Source organism: Streptomyces sp. CB00316 (assembly GCF_001905595.1).
In the GTDB taxonomy this organism is placed as follows: domain Bacteria; phylum Actinomycetota; class Actinomycetes; order Streptomycetales; family Streptomycetaceae; genus Streptomyces.
On the sequence record NZ_LIXI01000002.1, the window covers coordinates 818,035 to 834,086 of the forward strand.

Here is a 16,052-nt window from a genome sequence, read left to right on the forward strand (position 1 = left end):
CCCTCCGACACCGCCCGGGGCGTGGACACCCCGAGGAAGGCCTGACGCAGCATGATCCTGCTCCTGTCGACGTCCGACACCGACCTCCTGAGCGCCCGAGCGTCCGAGGGACCGGTCAGCTACCGGTACGCCAACCCCTCCCGCGTCGACCTCGACGGCCTCCCCGAGCTGCTGGACGGCGTCGACCTCGTCGTCGTACGCCTCCTCGGCGGCGTACGCGCGTGGCAGGAAGGCCTCGACGCGGTGCTGGCCACCGGGCGGCCGGTCGTCGTGCTGACCGGTGAGCAGGCTCCGGACGCGCAGCTGATGGCCGCCTCCACCGTGCCGATCGGGATCGCGGCCGAGGCGCACGCCTACCTCGCGCACGGCGGGCCCGCCAACCTGGAGCAGCTGGGCCGGTTCCTGTCCGACACCGTGCTGCTGACCGGCCACGGCTTCGAGCCGCCCGCCCCGGCGCCCGCGTGGGGAGCGCTGGAGCGGGTGGCCCGTGAGGCGCCCGAGGGTGCGCCGACGGTCGCCGTCCTCTACTACCGTGCCCACCACATGAGCGGGAACACCGCGTTCATCGACGCCCTGTGCACGGCGGTCGAGGACGCGGGGGCCCGGCCGCTCCCGCTGTACGTCGCGTCCCTCCGTACGCCGGAGGCCGAGCTGATCGACGCACTCGGCGCCGCCGACGCCATCGTGACCACCGTCCTCGCGGCCGGCGGCACCCGGCCCGCCGAGGCGTCCGCCGGGGGCGACGACGAGTCGTGGGACGCGGGCGCGCTGACCGGGCTCGACGTGCCGATCCTCCAGGCGCTCTGCCTCACCAGCCCGCGCGCCGCGTGGGAGGAGAACGACGAGGGCGTCTCCCCGCTGGACGCGGCCACCCAGATCGCGGTGCCGGAGTTCGACGGCCGGCTGATCACCGTCCCCTTCTCCTTCAAGGAGATCGACGAGGACGGGCTCCCGGCGTACGTCGCCGACGCCGAGCGCGCGGCCAGGGTCGCCGGGATCGCCGTACGGCACGCGAAGCTGCGGCACATCCCGAACGCGGAGAAGAAGATCGCGCTCGTGCTCTCCGCCTACCCGACCAAGCACTCCCGGATCGGGAACGCCGTCGGTCTCGACACGCCTGCCAGTGCCGTGGCGCTGCTGCGGCGGCTGCGCGCCGAGGGGTACGACTTCGGGCCCGAGGCCGACATCCCGGGGCTGGTCTCCGGCGACGGCGACGAGCTGATCTACGCGCTCATCGAGGCGGGCGGCCACGACCAGGAGTGGCTGACCGAGGAGCAGTTGGCCAAGAACCCGGTCCGCATCCCGGCCGCCGACTACCGCCGCTGGTTCGCCGCTCTCCCCGAGGAGCTGCGCAGCGCGGTGGAGGAGCACTGGGGCCCGGCGCCCGGCGAGATGTTCGTCGACCGGTCCGCCAACCCCGAGGGCGACATCGTCCTCGCCGCCCTGCGGCGCGGCAACCTCCTCATCCTCATCCAGCCGCCGCGCGGCTTCGGCGAGAACCCGATCGCGATCTACCACGACCCCGATCTCCCGCCGTCCCACCACTACTTGGCCGCCTACCGCTGGATCGCCGCCTCCGCCGACGACAACGGCTTCGGCGCCGACGCCATGATCCACCTCGGCAAGCACGGGAACCTGGAGTGGCTGCCGGGCAAGAACGCCGGTCTGTCCGCTGCCTGCGGTCCGGACGCCGCCCTCGGTGATCTGCCCCTCGTCTACCCGTTCCTGGTGAACGACCCGGGCGAGGGTACGCAGGCCAAGCGGCGCGTCCACGCCACGCTGATCGACCACCTGGTGCCGCCGATGGCCCGCGCCGACAGCTACGGCGACATCGCGCGCCTTGAGCAACTCCTCGACGAGCACGCGCAGATCGCCGCGATGGACCCGGCGAAGCTGCCCGCCGTCCGTGCCCAGATCTGGACGCTGATCCAGGCGGCGAAGCTCGACCACGACCTCGGCCTGGAGGACCGGCCGGAGGACGAGGGCTTCGACGACTTCATCATGCATCTCGACGGCTGGCTCTGCGAGATCAAGGACGTCCAGATCCGCGACGGCCTGCACGTCCTGGGCAACCCGCCCGCCGGGAGTGACCGGGTCAACCTGGTGCTCGCTGTGCTGCGCGCCCGGCAGATCTGGGGCGGTACGGCGTCGCTGCCGGGGCTCCGCGAGGCGCTCGGGCTCGACGAGTCGGCCGCCACACGTACCGCCGCCGACGAGGTCGAGGAGCAGGCCCGCGCGCTCGTCCAGGCCATGGACGACGCCGACTGGGACCCGGCCGCCGTCGCCGGTGTCGCCGCCGGGCTGCCGGACGCGGTGGCCGACATCCTCACCTTCGCGGCCACCGAGGTCGTCCCGCGCATGGCGGCCACGACGGACGAACTCGCTCACGCCGTACACGCGTTGAACGGTGGGTTCGTTCCCGCCGGGCCGTCCGGTTCGCCGCTGCGCGGGCTGGTGAACGTGCTGCCGACCGGTCGCAACTTCTACTCCGTCGACCCCAAGGCCGTTCCCTCCAAGCTCGCCTGGGAGACCGGGCAGGCGCTCGCCGACTCGCTCCTCACCCGCTACCGCACCGACAACGGCGACTGGCCCACCTCGGTCGGCCTCTCCCTCTGGGGCACCAGCGCCATGCGCACGGCGGGCGACGACATCGCGGAAGCCTTCGCGCTGCTCGGCATCCGGCCCGTCTGGGACGACGCCTCGCGCCGCGTGACCGGCCTGGAGCCCATCCCGTACGCCGAGTTGGGCCGCCCCCGTATCGACGTGACGCTCCGCATCTCGGGCTTCTTCCGGGACGCGTTCCCGCACACGATCGGGCTGCTCGACGACGCCGTACGGCTGGCCGCCTCGCTCGACGAGCCCGCCGAGCAGAACTACGTAAGGGCCCACGCCCAGGCCGACCTGGCCGAGCACGGCGACGAGCGCCGGGCCACCACGAGGATCTTCGGGTCCCGCCCCGGCACGTACGGCGCCGGGCTCCTCCAGCTCATCGACTCCCGCGACTGGCGCACCGACGCCGACCTCGCCGAGGTGTACACGGTCTGGGGCGGTTACGCCTACGGCCGCGAGCTCGACGGCCGCCCGGCCCGCGAGGAGATGGAGACGGCCTACAAGCGCATCGAGGTCGCCGCCAAGAACACCGACACCCGCGAGCACGACATCGCGGACTCCGACGACTACTTCCAGTACCACGGCGGCATGGTCGCCACCGTGCGCGCGCTCAAGGGCAAGGCCCCGGAGGCCTACATCGGGGACTCCACCCGCCCCGAGACCGTCCGCACGCGCACGCTCGTCGAGGAGACCTCCCGCGTCTTCCGCGCCCGGGTCGTCAACCCGAAGTGGATCGAGGCGATGCGCCGCCACGGCTACAAGGGCGCGTTCGAACTGGCCGCGACCGTCGACTACCTCTTCGGGTACGACGCCACGACCGGCGTCGTCGCCGACTGGATGTACGACAAGCTCACCGAGACGTACGTGCTCGACCCGGAGAACAAGCGGTTCCTCCAGGAGGCCAACCCCTGGGCTTTGCACGGCATCGCGGAACGCCTGCTGGAGGCCGAGTCGCGCGGTATGTGGGCCAAGCCGGACCCGGCGGTCCTCGAAGCGCTGCGCCAGGTCTACCTGGAGACCGAGGGCAATCTGGAGGGCGAGGACTGACCCTCCTTCCTCTCCCGTCCTTCTTCCGCCCCCTGCCCCGGCACACCCGGCGGGCGGCGTCCGGGGCGGTGGGGGTCATTTGACCATGATCGCTACGAGCGTGAGTGCGGCGGCCAGGGCGATGGCGGCCCCGCTGACGATGAACCAGGTCTGGTAGATGAGCTCGGAGCGGTCGGGGGGGCTGGAAGCGGTTCCTCTCGCCCTGCGCCACCGCGACCGTCGGTCGGCCCGGAAGTCACGGGTCCGGGACGACTTGGCGGGAACTCGGGTTTGGACCTCGGCAGGGGCGGCCGTCAGGCAAGGGGCGGGAGGGACACGTGAGCCGCGCACGTAGCCGGCCCCGGGAGGATCTCCCGGGGCCGGCGCCAGGAACGAGGAGACGGGCTCAACCCGTCAACCCGGTCAGCGAACAGTCAGTTGGCGTCCACCAGATGATGGGCGGGAACCTTCACCGTACGGGCGCCCTTCTTCCCTCCGAGGACGACCTTCCGCAGGGCGCTGTTGTTGCTGTAGTCGGTCTCCTTGAGCTGGTTCTCCGGGTTGGCGAGGACCTGGATGTAGTACGTGCCGTTCGGCAGGTCGGTGATGTCGAAGGACTGGCCGGGCAGGTCCTGGGTGTAGGTGTCACCGGAGCCGACGTCGAGCACCTCGCGGACGGAGATCGAGTTCTCCTGGCCGCAGGCGGTGGACAGGTCGGTGTTGCCCGGGTGCCAGTTGGCGTTCTTCACCGTGTAGTCGACGGCGTCGGTGTTGGCGAGGCAGAAGGCCTCCTTGCCACTGCGCACGGTCTCGTTCTTGTCGGCCTTCAGCAGCCGGTAGCTGGCGAAGTCCGTGAAGTGCCAGTGCTCGTGGCCGGGGCGCGGGTCCCACTCCATGGTGCCGGTCGGGGTGTAGCCGACCTGGTTGCCCTTGGCGTCGTAGAAATACTGGTAGGCGTCCATCAGCTCCGCGCCCGGGGAGCGGAACCCGTCCACGACGAGCTTGGCCGGGCCCGCGTTCCACACGTTGGCGCTGAAGGCGAGGTAGTCCTTGCCGGGCACGTCCTCGTAACCGTCGCTGACGGTGATGCCGTACGCGGGCAGCGAGCGCAGGTCGGGCTTGGGCACGTCGGGCACGGTCGCCTTGCCGGTGGGCCGCTTGGTGTTGGGCTGCACCCCGGGCGCCTGCCGCGACCCGTCGGTCTGCCCGGCCCGGTCACCGACGCGAGCGGCGGAGAACCCCTGCGCCCCGAAGGCGTCCTTCCCGGCGCTCTGCTTCCCGGCGGCCTGCTTCTTGAGCGCCCAGGGGAGGGCGGGCGGCGCCGGCGGGTAGGGCCCGTGACCGACGTTGTACGTGGCCCCGGCACCGCTCGTCGCGGCGGCGGGGGCGTCGGTACGGGCGGGGGCGCCGTGCCCGGCGTGGCCCGAGGGGGCCGGGTCGGCGGCGGCACCATGCCCGGCGTGGGCGTCGTGCGCGGACTTGGCGGCAGCCTTGGAGCCGGTGTCGGCGGACGAAGCGGACACACCACCACCGCTCTCACCGCCTTCCGCGCCCTCCCCCTCCCAACTCCGCTCGCGGACGACCACCTTGACGCTCTGCGGCTTGTCCTCGATCCCGAAGAGATCGCGGTACTTCTTGGTCACGGAGACCTTGGCGGTGTACGTGCCGACGGCCAGCTGGACGGGCTCGGAGTAGTACCCGGCATAGGTGTTGGCTGCCCACCCGTTCTCCACGCCCCACACGGAGCCGAGGGTGAAGGGGTTGACCGGACAGCTCTGCGGATACTTCGAGTTGGCGGGAGCATCGGGCCGCACCCGCCCGGAGGCGTTGTTGGGACAGAAGCTCTCGGTCTTCTCCAGCACCGGCTTGCCCGCGGCGTCGACGACGCTGACCCGCATGAAGTCCGGCAGCCCGGAGAAGTCCTTCACCAGCCCCGCGGGGAGCGCCTTGGTCTGCGTCTTCTTCCCGTCCCGGATGATCTGCGAGGCGACGACCGGATCCTTGTAGGACTTCCGGGTCACCTTGAACTCGAAGGCGCCGTTCTCGGAGGTGAGGTAGGTCCCCAGATCGAGATAGACCCCGGGATCCTCCTTCCACGAGTCGAGCGTCACCGAGGTGGAGGCGGCGATCAGGCTGAGCTTCGGCCCCGCCGCCGCCGTCTTCGCATCAGGCGCGGCGGCAACGACCCCCGCCGTGACGGCGACCGCCGCGGCGATGGCGACCGAGGGGCGGGTGAGACGGCTGGTGCGGCTTTGCTGGGATCTGGTCATCATTCCTCGTACTTCCGGCTTTCCGGGTGCGTGACGGGACGCGGACGAACAGCACGGCCCCAACTCACCTGTGGCGACGCTGTGTCCGGTCTGTGAGAGGGGGCCGGGGGCGGATCGGGTTGTCTCGTGTCCCCCGAGTGGCCCAGGGTTGTCCGAAAAAGGGCTGTGCTCACCCCGTACGGCCGCGGCCCGCGGCCCGCCCGCCCCGACGGCCACCCGTACGGTCCGTGCACCGTGTCGGGAAGCGCCGCATCCAGGTCAGCCGGGGCGAGGCCGAGCGTGCGCCAGGTCTCGGCGGCGTCGAGGACGTGCGGATGCTCGGTGGCCCACAGCATCTCGATCCGGTGGTGTCCGCCGCCCGGCCGTAATCGGCCAAGCTCGTCACCGGCGAGCACGGGTCACGGGGTGGGACAACGCTCCGCGTGCGCTGGTCCCCGGTGCTGGAACAGCCCCATGGCCGACACCCCGTCACCCCACCGGGACCACCAACGTCGCAGGCCTACGTGTCCGACCTACGGCTGTGGGGTGGAGTCGGCCTCGTCCGAACTGGGTGCTCAGCCGGCGCCGTGATGTGTGGGCGCCGTTCGGGCCCTCCCCGGTTTGCCGCTGCCCGTACGGCCATCAGCATGCCCACGGGATACGGGTGATCGCGGGCGCCGGAGGCAACGACCGACAGGCCCGGCAGAGGGTCTGGCCGATGGTCGTGGGGTCGACCGGTCCGGGTTCACCCACGCCCGGCCCGGTCGCCGGCACCGCTGGGTTCCTCGCCGGACCGGGGAGGCGGTGCGGCGAGGTCAGGGTGCGCGGTAGAGGACCGTCCTGCCGGTGACCGCGATCCCGGTCCTCTCGCCGGGGCGCACCCCTACCGGCCCGGAGACCCGGACCGACACCGGGGTGTCGAGCCCGGGAACCGCGACGACGACCATCGCGTCGTGGCCGTAGAAGTGCACGTCCACCACCGTGCCCGGGGGGCGGTCCACGCCCGCCTCGGTCAGCGTGAGCTGCTCCGGGCGCAGGACGACCGTCCCGGTGCCGCCGTTGACGGTGGTGGAGCCCTTCCCGGCGCCCACCGCACCACCGTGCGCCGCCAGCGGGACCGGGCCCAGCGCGGTGAGGGCCGTGGCGCCGTCGACGGTACCGGGCAGGAGGACGGCGTCGCCGACGAAGCCGGCCACCCAGCAGTCCGCCGGGTTCCGGTAGATCTCCTCGGGGGTCGCGCACTGGGCGACCCGGCCCGCCCGCACCACCGCGACCAGGTCGGCGGTGGAGAGCGCTTCCTGCTGGTCGTGGGTGACCAGCACGCCCGTGGCGCCCGTGGCCCGCAGTGCGGCGCGCACATCGGCGCGCACGCCCGCGCGCAGGGCGCTGTCGAGGGCGTTGAAGGGCTCGTCGAGCAGGACGAGCTCGGGTTCGGGGGCCAGTGCGCGGGCCAGGGCGATGCGTTGCTGCTGGCCGCCGGACAGCTCGTGCGGCATCCGGTTCCCGTACCCGGGCAGGCCCACCAGTTCGAGCATCTCCTCGGTGCGCCTGCGGCGCTCGGCCACGGGGACCCCCGGCAGACCGAAGGCCACGTTGCGGGCCACGCTCAAGTGCGGGAACAGGGCGCCTTCCTGAGGCACGATCCCGATCCGGCGGCGCTCGGGCGGCAGGTGGACGCCAGGCCCGGCGACGACCTGGCCGCCCAACTCGACCGTGCCGCCGTCGGCGCGCAGGAAGCCGGCGAGAATCCGCAGCATGGTGGTCTTCCCGCAGCCGGAGGGCCCCAGGACGGCGGCCAGCCGGCCGTCCGGCACGGTGAGGTCCAGACCGTCGAGCACCCGCGTCGCGTCGTCGTAGGACTTGATGAGCCCGGTGATCCGCAGGTCGGTCATGTGCGGTGCCTTCCGAGGAGGTCGAATCGAGAGGCGGATGGGAACGCCGCGGAGATCGATGTCGCCGTGGCCTCCCGGTACCACCCGAGCCGCCATGTACATCTGCTACATTCATGACATGAGTGAGCCAGTGATTGAATCCATGGCGGATGTCCGCAGTCACCTCGCTGACGTCATCGATCGCGCTCGGCGGGAGGAAACCCCGACGATCATCACTCGGCGCGGCAAGCAGGAAGCCGTCGTGATCGACATCGAGGAGTACCAGCGCCTGCGCGAGATCGCGGAGAACGCCGAGGAAGCATGGCTCAACCGGCTGGCCGACGAAGCCGAGTCCGAGGGTGCGGAAGGGTCGGTCTCGCTCGAAGAGATGGCCGCCTTGCTGCGTGCCGATCAAGGCTGACCTGATGGGGCACATCACGCGCTTCACGCCGCACGCCCAGCGGGACATGCTCAAGATCCCGCGCCCGGACGCCCTGCGCATCCTGTACCGCCTCACCGAACTCCAGAAGGCGCTGAACGTCGGCGACGCCGCATCGTTCGACATCAAGGCCCTCCAGGGGCACAGTGCCCGCTGGCGGCTCAGGGTCGGCGATTACCGCGTCGTCTACACCGTTGAGGACGGTCAGCTGATCGTGTGGGTCCTGGCCGTCGGCAACCGCCGCGACATCTACCGCCAAGTTCCGTAGGCCCTCCGCAGCGCAGGTTGGCGCCGACTGCCCGCCGGGAGTCGCGGGGGCGTGCGCCTACCTGTTCGTCGATATGTTCTGAATGCCGCTTGTAAACACAGCCAAAACTGCAACCACGTACGACGAAGGGCCCCACTGCGAACGGTGGGGTCCTTCGACGTATTGCCCGGTGAGAGCAATGGCGGAGGATACGAGATTCGAACTCGTGAGGGGTTGCCCCCAACACGCTTTCCAAATGTTCGTCCGGGGGTTCGGAGAGGGACGGGGTTGTTCTGATCTGGGACGGAGCCGCGCGTCGGAGGGATGGTGAACGGCGCTGTACGGGAGCGAATGAGACCAGGACTGAGACCGGAGCGCCGGGTCATACCTTCTTGACGACGATCGACTCCGGAACCAGCCTCTCCAGGTCGTCCACGTCCGAGGTGAAGACGGTGACCTGCCCCTTCTGCTGGCGCGCGATGACGGCGAGTATCGCGTCGATCGCGTACTTGTGGCCGTGCAGCCTGGCATCCGACAGCAGGCGGCGGGCCCGGCGGGCCTCGTCCTTGCCGATGTCGGCGACTTTGAGCCGGGAGAGTACCCAGTCCCAGCGCTGCTCGGTGGTTCTGGCGTCGTACGCCTCGACCAGCGTCATCGGAGACGTGACCACCTCGGCTTCACCCCGGGCTGCGAGGTCGAGCCACGCGATCATCTTCCGGTCGCCGCGCACGGCCAGGGACAGGGCTTCGCAGTCCAGTACGAAGACGCGCAGCGGCCGCTGCCCGGGTTCACCGGACCGCTTCCTCACGCGGCTTCTCCGGCGCCGTGCGTTCCGGTGGCGCGCCGGCGCTCGTGCTCGGCGTCGAGGCCCTCCAACTCCTCGAACGCTGTGGTGCGCTCTTCCTCGGTGAGAGGACCGTGCTCCTCCTGCAGCCAGTCCGACAGCTCCCCCAGTCGGTCCCGGTCGCGCTTGAAGCGCAGCGCCTCGGCGACGTACGCCGACATCCCCCGTTCTGCCGCCTCCGCACGGATCTCGTCCAGGAGATCCTCGGGAATCGTCACCGTTACCTTCTTCGTCGCCATACAAGCGACCATACTCTTGGTATCACACTCCTTACCAGTGCAATTCTTGTGACCGCCAGGTCGGCGGTCAGGCGGTCGTGGCGGGACGTGGGCTGCCGTGGAAGACCTGGCTGGTGTGCCAGGAACGGTGGGCGGCGGCGATGGGGCGGACGCCCGGCTGGGGGCCGATGAGCGGACGGCCGGCGAGCGTGATGACGTGCTCGCGGGCGGCGGTGCTGTGGCCGACGAAGCTCTGCGAGACCAGGATGCGGTGGCCCTTGCCATGGCCTTCGCCGAGACCGAGTACGCCTTTGTCGAACAGCTTGTGGTGCAGCGAGCACAGGCACAGCCCGTTCTCGACGTCGTCCGGTCCGTCGAACGCCCACCAGCGCACATGGGCGGCCTCAAGCCCGACCGGCACCGCGCCGATCCTGCCGTCATACCCGCAGAAGGCGCACTGGTACTCGTACGCCGTCAGGACCATCTCCCGCATCCGCCGGTCCCGCTGCCTGCGCGCGGCCGAGAGCAGTGCGGTCTCGGCCTCCTCCGGCTCCAGGCCGACGGCTTCGCACAGCTCGCCGTGGAGGGAGGGCGGGAAGTTCAGATCGAGCAGCACCCGTGTCATCCGGCCGAGAAGAGACGGCTCCCGCCGCAGCGCCGCCCTTAGCTCCGGCGTCAGCCGCCCAGCGGCGCCGGTTGCGCGCAGTTCCCTGACCCCGGTCCCGGGGCTGCCCGGCCCGCGCTCGGTGCGCACCTCCCACACGCCGTCACTCACCAGGTGATGGAAGGGATAGGCGGGCGTCGTCCGGTTACCAGGACCGTACTCGGCGAGCAGTCCCCGCAGGTCCTCCTCCACGGCGCTGTACCGCAGCTCGCCATCGGCGTCCTGCTGGAACCGGCTGAGCGCGTACAGGAACAGCAACGGCTTGTGCGGAGCCCGCGTCCCGCTCCTCGTCCACTGCCTCAACTGCGCGGTGCGCTCGACCCAGTCCATGGTCGGCGATCGTAGTGGCGGCTCGTCGCAGCGCTTGGTCGTGGGGCATCGCCGCAGTGGCCGGCCGAACACCGAGCCACGACGCGGATCCCGGCTACCCGGGCATGACGCCGTGGATGCGGGAGAGGGTGAAGACCCGTTCGTCGTCGCGCAGGTGGCACCACGCATACAAGTAGGGCGGGTCGAGCACGAGCTCGCTGAGGGTACGTACGGTCCGGTTGCCCGAGGCGGCGACGTACTCGACCGTGATGGCTGTGTCGGCGTCGATGGCATGGGCGAGCTGGCGGACATCGCTGTACGCCAGGTTCTTCGCGCATCCGGCGACGATCTCCTCGGTGTCCGTGCCGTAGGGGACCCCGGTGCCGAACGGGTCGGGGGCCGGAAGTATCGGCGGGGCGGCCCGCAGTCTGGCGGCCAGCGTGCTCAGGCCGGCTGTCACCGGAGTCACCGTCGGCACGGACCGCCGCCGCTGGCCTGGGAGTGGGGGCGGGGGCGGGACCGGTGCGGCGGCACGTCGGCGCCGGGTCTTTTCGACGCGTACGGTTCCGTCGGCCCTCTCGGCAACGGGGGCGTAGCCGGCGGCCCGGAGCGTGGCGAGGGTCTTGTCGAGTGGGGTCCGGCTGACCAACACGGTCGGTGCCAGCAAGCGCAGGCCGAGGGCGGCGAGCTTTCTGTGCGTGACGAGTTCGGCGAGGAGCGCGGGTTCTTCGCCGTGGATCACACAGGCAGCGGGGGTGATGCGCACACGGCCGTGAGTGCGTGCGGAGTCGTTGATCAGGTACGACAGCGACTGGGGGAGGGCGCCGACCGCGACGGCGCTCAGGTCTGCCGCGAGGGCATCCGCCGTGCGGCCCGTGTCCAGGGCACGGCGAACGGTTGTGGGGCTGAACCGCCACACCGATGCCGTGCCACCGACTTCCTTGTCAGCGACGGTGTCCAGCAGCGCGGCGAGGCGGGCGGACGGTGTGCCGGTGACGACGGCGGTGAGGTCCGCGCCGAAACGGGCTGCCCTGGTGGCCGTCGGCAGCAGCCGCTCACAGGCGGCGGCCAGCGCTTCGGCGTGGTCGGTCCGCAGAGCGGCACCGATGGGGGACAGGGCGCCGCGGGCGACGACCCCGAGCAGTTCCGCTTCCCGGATCGTGGTGGCGAAAGGCGTGGTGTCCTGGGGGAGCTGCTCGGCGAGCGGGCGATGCCAGGCGACCAGCGGCCCCAGTTCCGCGGGGCTGTGCACTCCCCGGTCCGCCGGGAGCTGCGCCGCGGCGGCGAGGAGCCCCTCCCGGGCCTGTGGACAGCCGCCGCGGGGCGGTGTTCCGGCGAGCGCGGGCAGCGCCTTGCCGTCCTCGCCGCGCGCCTGGGTCGGAGTCAGCGGAAGCGTCCGCCAGGCGTGGAGAAGCGCGGTGAGCTGCTCCGCCGGTTCTCGTTCCGCCCAGGTGTCGTATCCGTCCGTTGCCGCGACCTGGCCGCCGTCCCGGGCCAGCAGCCCGGCGTCGTACGCCGTCTCCAGAACAAGGCGTACGACGATGTCGTCGCACTGTGCCGCCTTGCTGATCCGGGACAACTCACGTGCTCCGACCCCGCCGGACTTCAGCAGGACCGGCGGAGCCGCGGAGCACGTCGCCAGAACCGACGCGGCATGCGCGGCGAACGCCGTGGCGGCGGCCGCCGCCTCCCGATCCACTTCCGCCGAGGTGACGGACACCGTCCGCACGACGGGCGGGACGGGCTCGAAGGGGGCGCGCCAGCCGGCTCCGCGCAGTGCGAGCGCCACCTCGGCGGGCATGCGTGTGGATCCGTACCCGGAGTGCCGGTCCCGGACCAGCAGTCCCCGCTCCAGTGCCCAGCGCACACTCGGCTCGGAGTCGGCCGGCGGGGTCCTGAACATGAGGAAATGCGCCTGTGATTGAGCCTGTTCACCCCGGTGAGAGGCTCGCCGCTCAAGCAGATTCCGGGTGGACGAAGGTGCCGAAGCGATCACCGCGGCCACCCGCTCCGGATCGCTGTGGTGTTCCAGGAGGGCCGTCAGCCGATGCTTCTTGGTGGTGCCGGGTGACGGGATGCCCAGGGCCACCAGCATGCGGCGCAGTTCCTCGGAGGTCGTGTCCGCCAGTAGCCGGGTGAGCGGGGCGTCCAGCCCCAGCGGCGAGTCCCACGCCTGCGGCAACGGCGCCGCCATGCGCAGCAGCCCTTCGCCGTCCGTCCAGACGAGTGCGCGGTCGGCCAGCGCCTCCAAGGCCGCGCCCAGCCCGCGAGCGCTCTCCGTTCCGGTCACATCCACCAGATCGGCCAGGGCGGCACATGGAACGGGCCCCGATGCCGCCAGTGCCTCGGCTACCTGCAGGTGTGGCAGCGCGAGTCCGGTCAACACCGGGGCCACCGACGCCGGGCGCTGAAGGCGGTCCGCGAGTTCGCCGAACGATCGTGGTTCCGGCGGGGACACGGCATCCGGGCGAGCTGCCAGGACCCGCTCAAGCCGGTCGACTTCCAGATCACTCAGCCACGCGGCCAGAGTTGATCCACTGAGCTTGCCGATAGGGGACACCTCACAAAGACGAGTGCCGGTGGTCTCCGACCGGAATCGGTCCTGCACAGACCCAGAATGGCGGATCGCGGGGGACGCTTGCGTCCTGAGTCGGCAGAAACCCGCTTCTGAGTGAAGGCGATGTCCTGTGACTCGACCCGGCTGCGGCAAGTCGGCGGAATGAAATGTCTCTTATGTCGGAAATGAATGAGACCAGAACTGAGACCACCAACGTCGAAGGCCCCCGCAGCGAGCTGCGGGGGCCTTCGACGTATTGCCCGGTGAGAGCAATGGCGGAGGATACGAGATTCGAACTCGTGAGGGGTTGCCCCCAACACGCTTTCCAAGCGTGCGCCCTAGGCCACTAGGCGAATCCTCCGCCGCAAACAATACAAGACGTTGGAGGGTGCTCGCGAACATGTTCCCCGAAGATCGTCCGGAGAGGTCGTGCAGGTCGTCCGGCGGGGTGGGTGGGTGGACCGGACGGGGTGGGGATCCGCTAAGGTGGGCGTCAGCCCCTCACGTGGCGCTATCTGACTGAACTCCCCCAGGGCCGGAAGGCAGCAAGGGTAGGTTGGCTCTGGCGGGTGCGTGGGGGGCCCTTTGCGTTCCGGGGGCGGGTGTGGGGGCGCTGGTGGCTGTCAGGGCGGTCTGCCGGCGCCTGAACTGGGCCGGGAGGCCCCGTGCGGGCCGTGTGGGGTTGGTTGTCAGTCCGCCCCGATAACCTCGTAGCTGTGTCGTCCCTTGCGCTGTACCGCCGCTACCGCCCCGAGTCGTTCGCCGAGGTCATCGGTCAGGAGCATGTCACTGACCCGCTCCAGCAGGCCCTGCGGAACAACCGGGTCAATCACGCGTACCTGTTCAGCGGGCCGCGTGGCTGTGGAAAGACGACCAGTGCGCGCATCCTCGCCCGCTGTCTGAACTGCGAGCAGGGGCCCACGCCGACCCCGTGCGGGGAGTGCCAGTCGTGCCGGGACCTCGCGCGCAACGGGCCGGGGTCCATCGATGTCATCGAGATCGACGCCGCATCGCACGGTGGTGTGGACGACGCCCGTGATCTGCGCGAGAAGGCGTTCTTCGGGCCCGCCTCCAGTCGTTACAAGATCTACATCATCGACGAGGCCCACATGGTCACCCCGGCAGGGTTCAACGCCCTGCTGAAGGTGGTCGAGGAGCCGCCGGAGCACCTCAAGTTCATCTTCGCGACCACCGAGCCCGAGAAGGTCATCGGGACGATCCGGTCGCGTACGCACCACTATCCGTTCCGGCTCGTTCCTCCGGGGACCCTGCGCAGCTACCTCGCCGATGTGTGCGGCCGGGAGAACAGCCCCGTCGAGGACGGCGTCCTGCCGCTCGTCGTGCGGGCCGGCGCCGGGTCCGTGCGTGACTCCATGTCCGTCATGGACCAGTTGCTGGCCGGTGCGGGCGACGACGGTGTGACGTACGCCATGGCGACCTCGCTCCTGGGGTACACGGACGGCTCGCTCCTCGACTCGATCATCGACGCCTTCGCCGCCGGTGACGGGGCCGCCGCCTTCGAGGTCGTGGACCGGGTCATCGAGGGCGGTAACGATCCCCGGCGGTTCGTGGCCGATCTGCTGGAGCGGCTGCGCGATCTGGTGATCCTCGCCGCCGTGCCCGACGCGGGGGAGAAGGGGCTCATCGACGCCCCCGTCGATGTCGTCGAGCGCATGCAGGCCCAGGCCTCCGTCTTCGGCGCCGCCGAGCTCAGCCGCGCCGCCGACCTGGTCAACGACGGGCTCACCGAGATGCGCGGCGCCACCTCGCCGCGCCTCCAGGTGGAGCTGATCTGCGCCCGGGTCCTGCTTCCCGCCGCCTTCGACGACGAGCGGTCGACGCAGGCCCGGCTCGACCGGCTGGAGCGCGGTGCGTCCGCCGCGGCTGCCGCCTCGTTCGCGGCGCCGCCCGCCGCCGCTGTGCCCATGGGGTACGCCCCCGGGCCCGAGGCCCACGCCCCGCAGGGCCACATGCCCCAGGCCGCCTCCGCCGCCCCCGCGGGTCAGGACGCCGCCCGTGCCGCTGTACGGGGCGAGGCGCCGGCCCCCGCGCCCGCCGCCGAACCCGTCACCGCGCAGCCCTCCGCCCCGCAGCCCCCCGCCCCGCAGTCCCCCGCCGAAGCCCCCGCCCAGCGCCCCGGGTCCTGGCCCACCGCCGCGGGCGGCGAGCAGGCCCGGCGCCCCGGCGGCTGGCCCACCGCGTCCGCCCCCGGCAGCGGCCCCGCCACCCCGCCCCCCGCCGTACCCGCACCGGCCCCCGCCACCCCCGCGGCCCCCTCCGCACCGGCCGCCCCGGCAGCGGGCGGACAGGGCATGGCCCAAGGAGCCGGGCAGGTCCAGAGCATGTGGCCCGACATCCTGGAGGCGGTGAAGAACCGGCGCCGCTTCACCTGGATCCTGCTCAGCCAGAACGCCCAGGTCACCGGGTTCGACGGGACCACCCTCCAGATCGGCTTCATCAACGCGGGCGCCCGGGACAACTTCGCAAGCAGCGGCAGCGAGGAGGTGCTCAAGCAGGCACTCGCCGAGCGGTTCAACGCCCAGTGGCGGGTCGAGGCGGTCGTCGACACCTCCGGCGGCGCTGCGGCCCCCCCGCCCCCCGTCGGTGGACGCCCGGCCCCGCAGTACACGCCGGCCCCGACGCCCTCACCCGCCACCCCGACCCCGACGGCGTACGAGGGCAGCCCGGCGCACGCCCCCCAGCAGCAGCACAACCAGCAGTCCCAGCAGGCCGCCGCCCCGTCCTCCGCCGGGCAGCAGCAGCCGCAGCAGACCCAGCAGGGCCGGGGTGCGGGCCCCTCCGCCCCCGAGCCATCCCACGGCGGGTACGCCTCCGAGCCGCCGCGCCCCGTGGCCCCCGAGGACGACACCGCGGAGGCGGACGATCCGGATCTCGTCGACTCCGCCCTCTCCGGCCACGAGCTGATCGTCCGCGAGCTGGGCGCCACCGTGGTGGAGGAGTTCACCAACGAGCAGTGAGGCGAACGAGCAGCAACGCGACCGGAGCGGAGCAGGTACC

General features: G+C 71.4%; 11 protein-coding genes, 1 tRNA gene and 1 other RNA gene. 6 read left to right on the forward strand and 7 right to left on the reverse strand.

What is annotated here, in order from left to right; translation table 11 throughout:
• Positions 1–51 precede the first annotated feature (51 nt).
• A complete protein-coding gene (cobN, locus tag AMK21_RS07785) occupies positions 52–3,657 on the forward strand; it encodes a cobaltochelatase subunit CobN (protein WP_073875429.1) in 3,606 nt (1,201 codons plus the stop codon).
• Positions 3,658–4,070: 413 nt separating this feature from the next.
• Here cobN and AMK21_RS07790 read toward each other — a convergent pair whose 3' ends face one another.
• Complete coding sequence (locus AMK21_RS07790) at positions 4,071–5,909, reverse strand: lysyl oxidase family protein (RefSeq protein WP_199863125.1); 1,839 nt, start codon at positions 5,907–5,909, stop codon at positions 4,071–4,073.
• A 224-nt stretch (positions 5,910–6,133) separates the two neighbouring features.
• On the opposite strand from AMK21_RS07790, the gene AMK21_RS35035 reads away from it, so the two are divergent.
• Positions 6,134–6,274 (forward strand): hypothetical protein, encoded by a 141-nt coding sequence (locus AMK21_RS35035; protein WP_158070705.1) that lies wholly within the window; start codon positions 6,134–6,136, stop codon positions 6,272–6,274.
• A 426-nt stretch (positions 6,275–6,700) separates the two neighbouring features.
• On the opposite strand, the gene AMK21_RS07795 is transcribed toward AMK21_RS35035, so the two are convergent.
• Complete coding sequence (locus AMK21_RS07795; protein WP_073875435.1) at positions 6,701–7,777, reverse strand: ABC transporter ATP-binding protein; 1,077 nt, start codon at positions 7,775–7,777, stop codon at positions 6,701–6,703.
• Positions 7,778–7,895: 118 nt separating this feature from the next.
• Here AMK21_RS07795 and AMK21_RS07800 point away from each other — a divergent pair, with 118 nt between their 5' ends.
• Together AMK21_RS07800 and AMK21_RS07805 are read left to right on the forward strand one after the other, a co-directional pair.
• Positions 7,896–8,177: a type II toxin-antitoxin system Phd/YefM family antitoxin gene (locus AMK21_RS07800; protein WP_234421859.1), complete on the forward strand. Its 282-nt coding sequence runs from the start codon at positions 7,896–7,898 to the stop codon at positions 8,175–8,177.
• Between the two features lie 4 nt (positions 8,178–8,181).
• Positions 8,182–8,463 (forward strand): type II toxin-antitoxin system RelE family toxin, encoded by a 282-nt coding sequence (locus AMK21_RS07805; protein WP_073875686.1) that lies wholly within the window; start codon positions 8,182–8,184, stop codon positions 8,461–8,463.
• 361 nt (positions 8,464–8,824) lie between these two features.
• Here AMK21_RS07805 and AMK21_RS07810 read toward each other — a convergent pair whose 3' ends face one another.
• From AMK21_RS07810 to AMK21_RS07830, 5 genes are all read right to left on the reverse strand, one after another.
• A complete protein-coding gene (locus tag AMK21_RS07810; protein ID WP_073875437.1) occupies positions 8,825–9,250 on the reverse strand; it encodes a type II toxin-antitoxin system VapC family toxin in 426 nt (141 codons plus the stop codon).
• Positions 9,247–9,525 carry a CopG family transcriptional regulator gene (locus tag AMK21_RS07815; RefSeq protein ID WP_030595375.1) on the reverse strand — a complete coding sequence of 93 codons (279 nt, stop codon included), beginning with the start codon at positions 9,523–9,525 and terminating at the stop codon, positions 9,247–9,249. The genes AMK21_RS07810 and AMK21_RS07815 overlap by 4 nt, the downstream gene beginning before the upstream one ends.
• Positions 9,526–9,592: 67 nt before the next feature.
• Positions 9,593–10,498, reverse strand: coding sequence for a phosphorothioated DNA-binding restriction endonuclease (locus AMK21_RS07820; RefSeq protein ID WP_073875439.1), 906 nt, complete (start codon positions 10,496–10,498; stop codon positions 9,593–9,595).
• 94 nt (positions 10,499–10,592) lie between these two features.
• Complete coding sequence (locus tag AMK21_RS07825; protein WP_234421860.1) at positions 10,593–13,037, reverse strand: WYL domain-containing protein; 2,445 nt, start codon at positions 13,035–13,037, stop codon at positions 10,593–10,595.
• 270 nt (positions 13,038–13,307) lie between these two features.
• Positions 13,308–13,395: transfer RNA gene (locus AMK21_RS07830), tRNA-Ser, on the reverse strand.
• Positions 13,396–13,527: 132 nt separating this feature from the next.
• Here AMK21_RS07830 and ffs point away from each other — a divergent pair.
• Together ffs and AMK21_RS07840 are read left to right on the forward strand one after the other, a co-directional pair.
• Positions 13,528–13,622, forward strand: an RNA gene (gene ffs / locus AMK21_RS07835) — signal recognition particle sRNA small type.
• Between the two features lie 128 nt (positions 13,623–13,750).
• Entirely contained in the window at positions 13,751–16,012 is a 2,262-nt protein-coding gene (locus AMK21_RS07840) for a DNA polymerase III subunit gamma and tau (protein ID WP_073875441.1), read from the forward strand.
• Positions 16,013–16,052 lie beyond the last annotated feature (40 nt).

Coding starts and splice junctions, on each gene's coding strand:
- AMK21_RS07815 (WP_030595375.1), bottom strand. CDS start 9,525: ATGGCGACGAAGAAGGTAACGGTGACGATTCCCGAGGATCTCCTGGAC.
- AMK21_RS07820 (WP_073875439.1), bottom strand. CDS start 10,498: ATGGACTGGGTCGAGCGCACCGCGCAGTTGAGGCAGTGGACGAGGAGC.
- AMK21_RS07790 (WP_199863125.1), bottom strand. CDS start 5,909: ATGATGACCAGATCCCAGCAAAGCCGCACCAGCCGTCTCACCCGCCCC.
- AMK21_RS07805 (WP_073875686.1), top strand. CDS start 8,182: ATGGGGCACATCACGCGCTTCACGCCGCACGCCCAGCGGGACATGCTC.
- AMK21_RS07795 (WP_073875435.1), bottom strand. CDS start 7,777: ATGACCGACCTGCGGATCACCGGGCTCATCAAGTCCTACGACGACGCG.
- cobN (WP_073875429.1), top strand. CDS start 52: ATGATCCTGCTCCTGTCGACGTCCGACACCGACCTCCTGAGCGCCCGA.
- AMK21_RS07800 (WP_234421859.1), top strand. CDS start 7,896: ATGAGTGAGCCAGTGATTGAATCCATGGCGGATGTCCGCAGTCACCTC.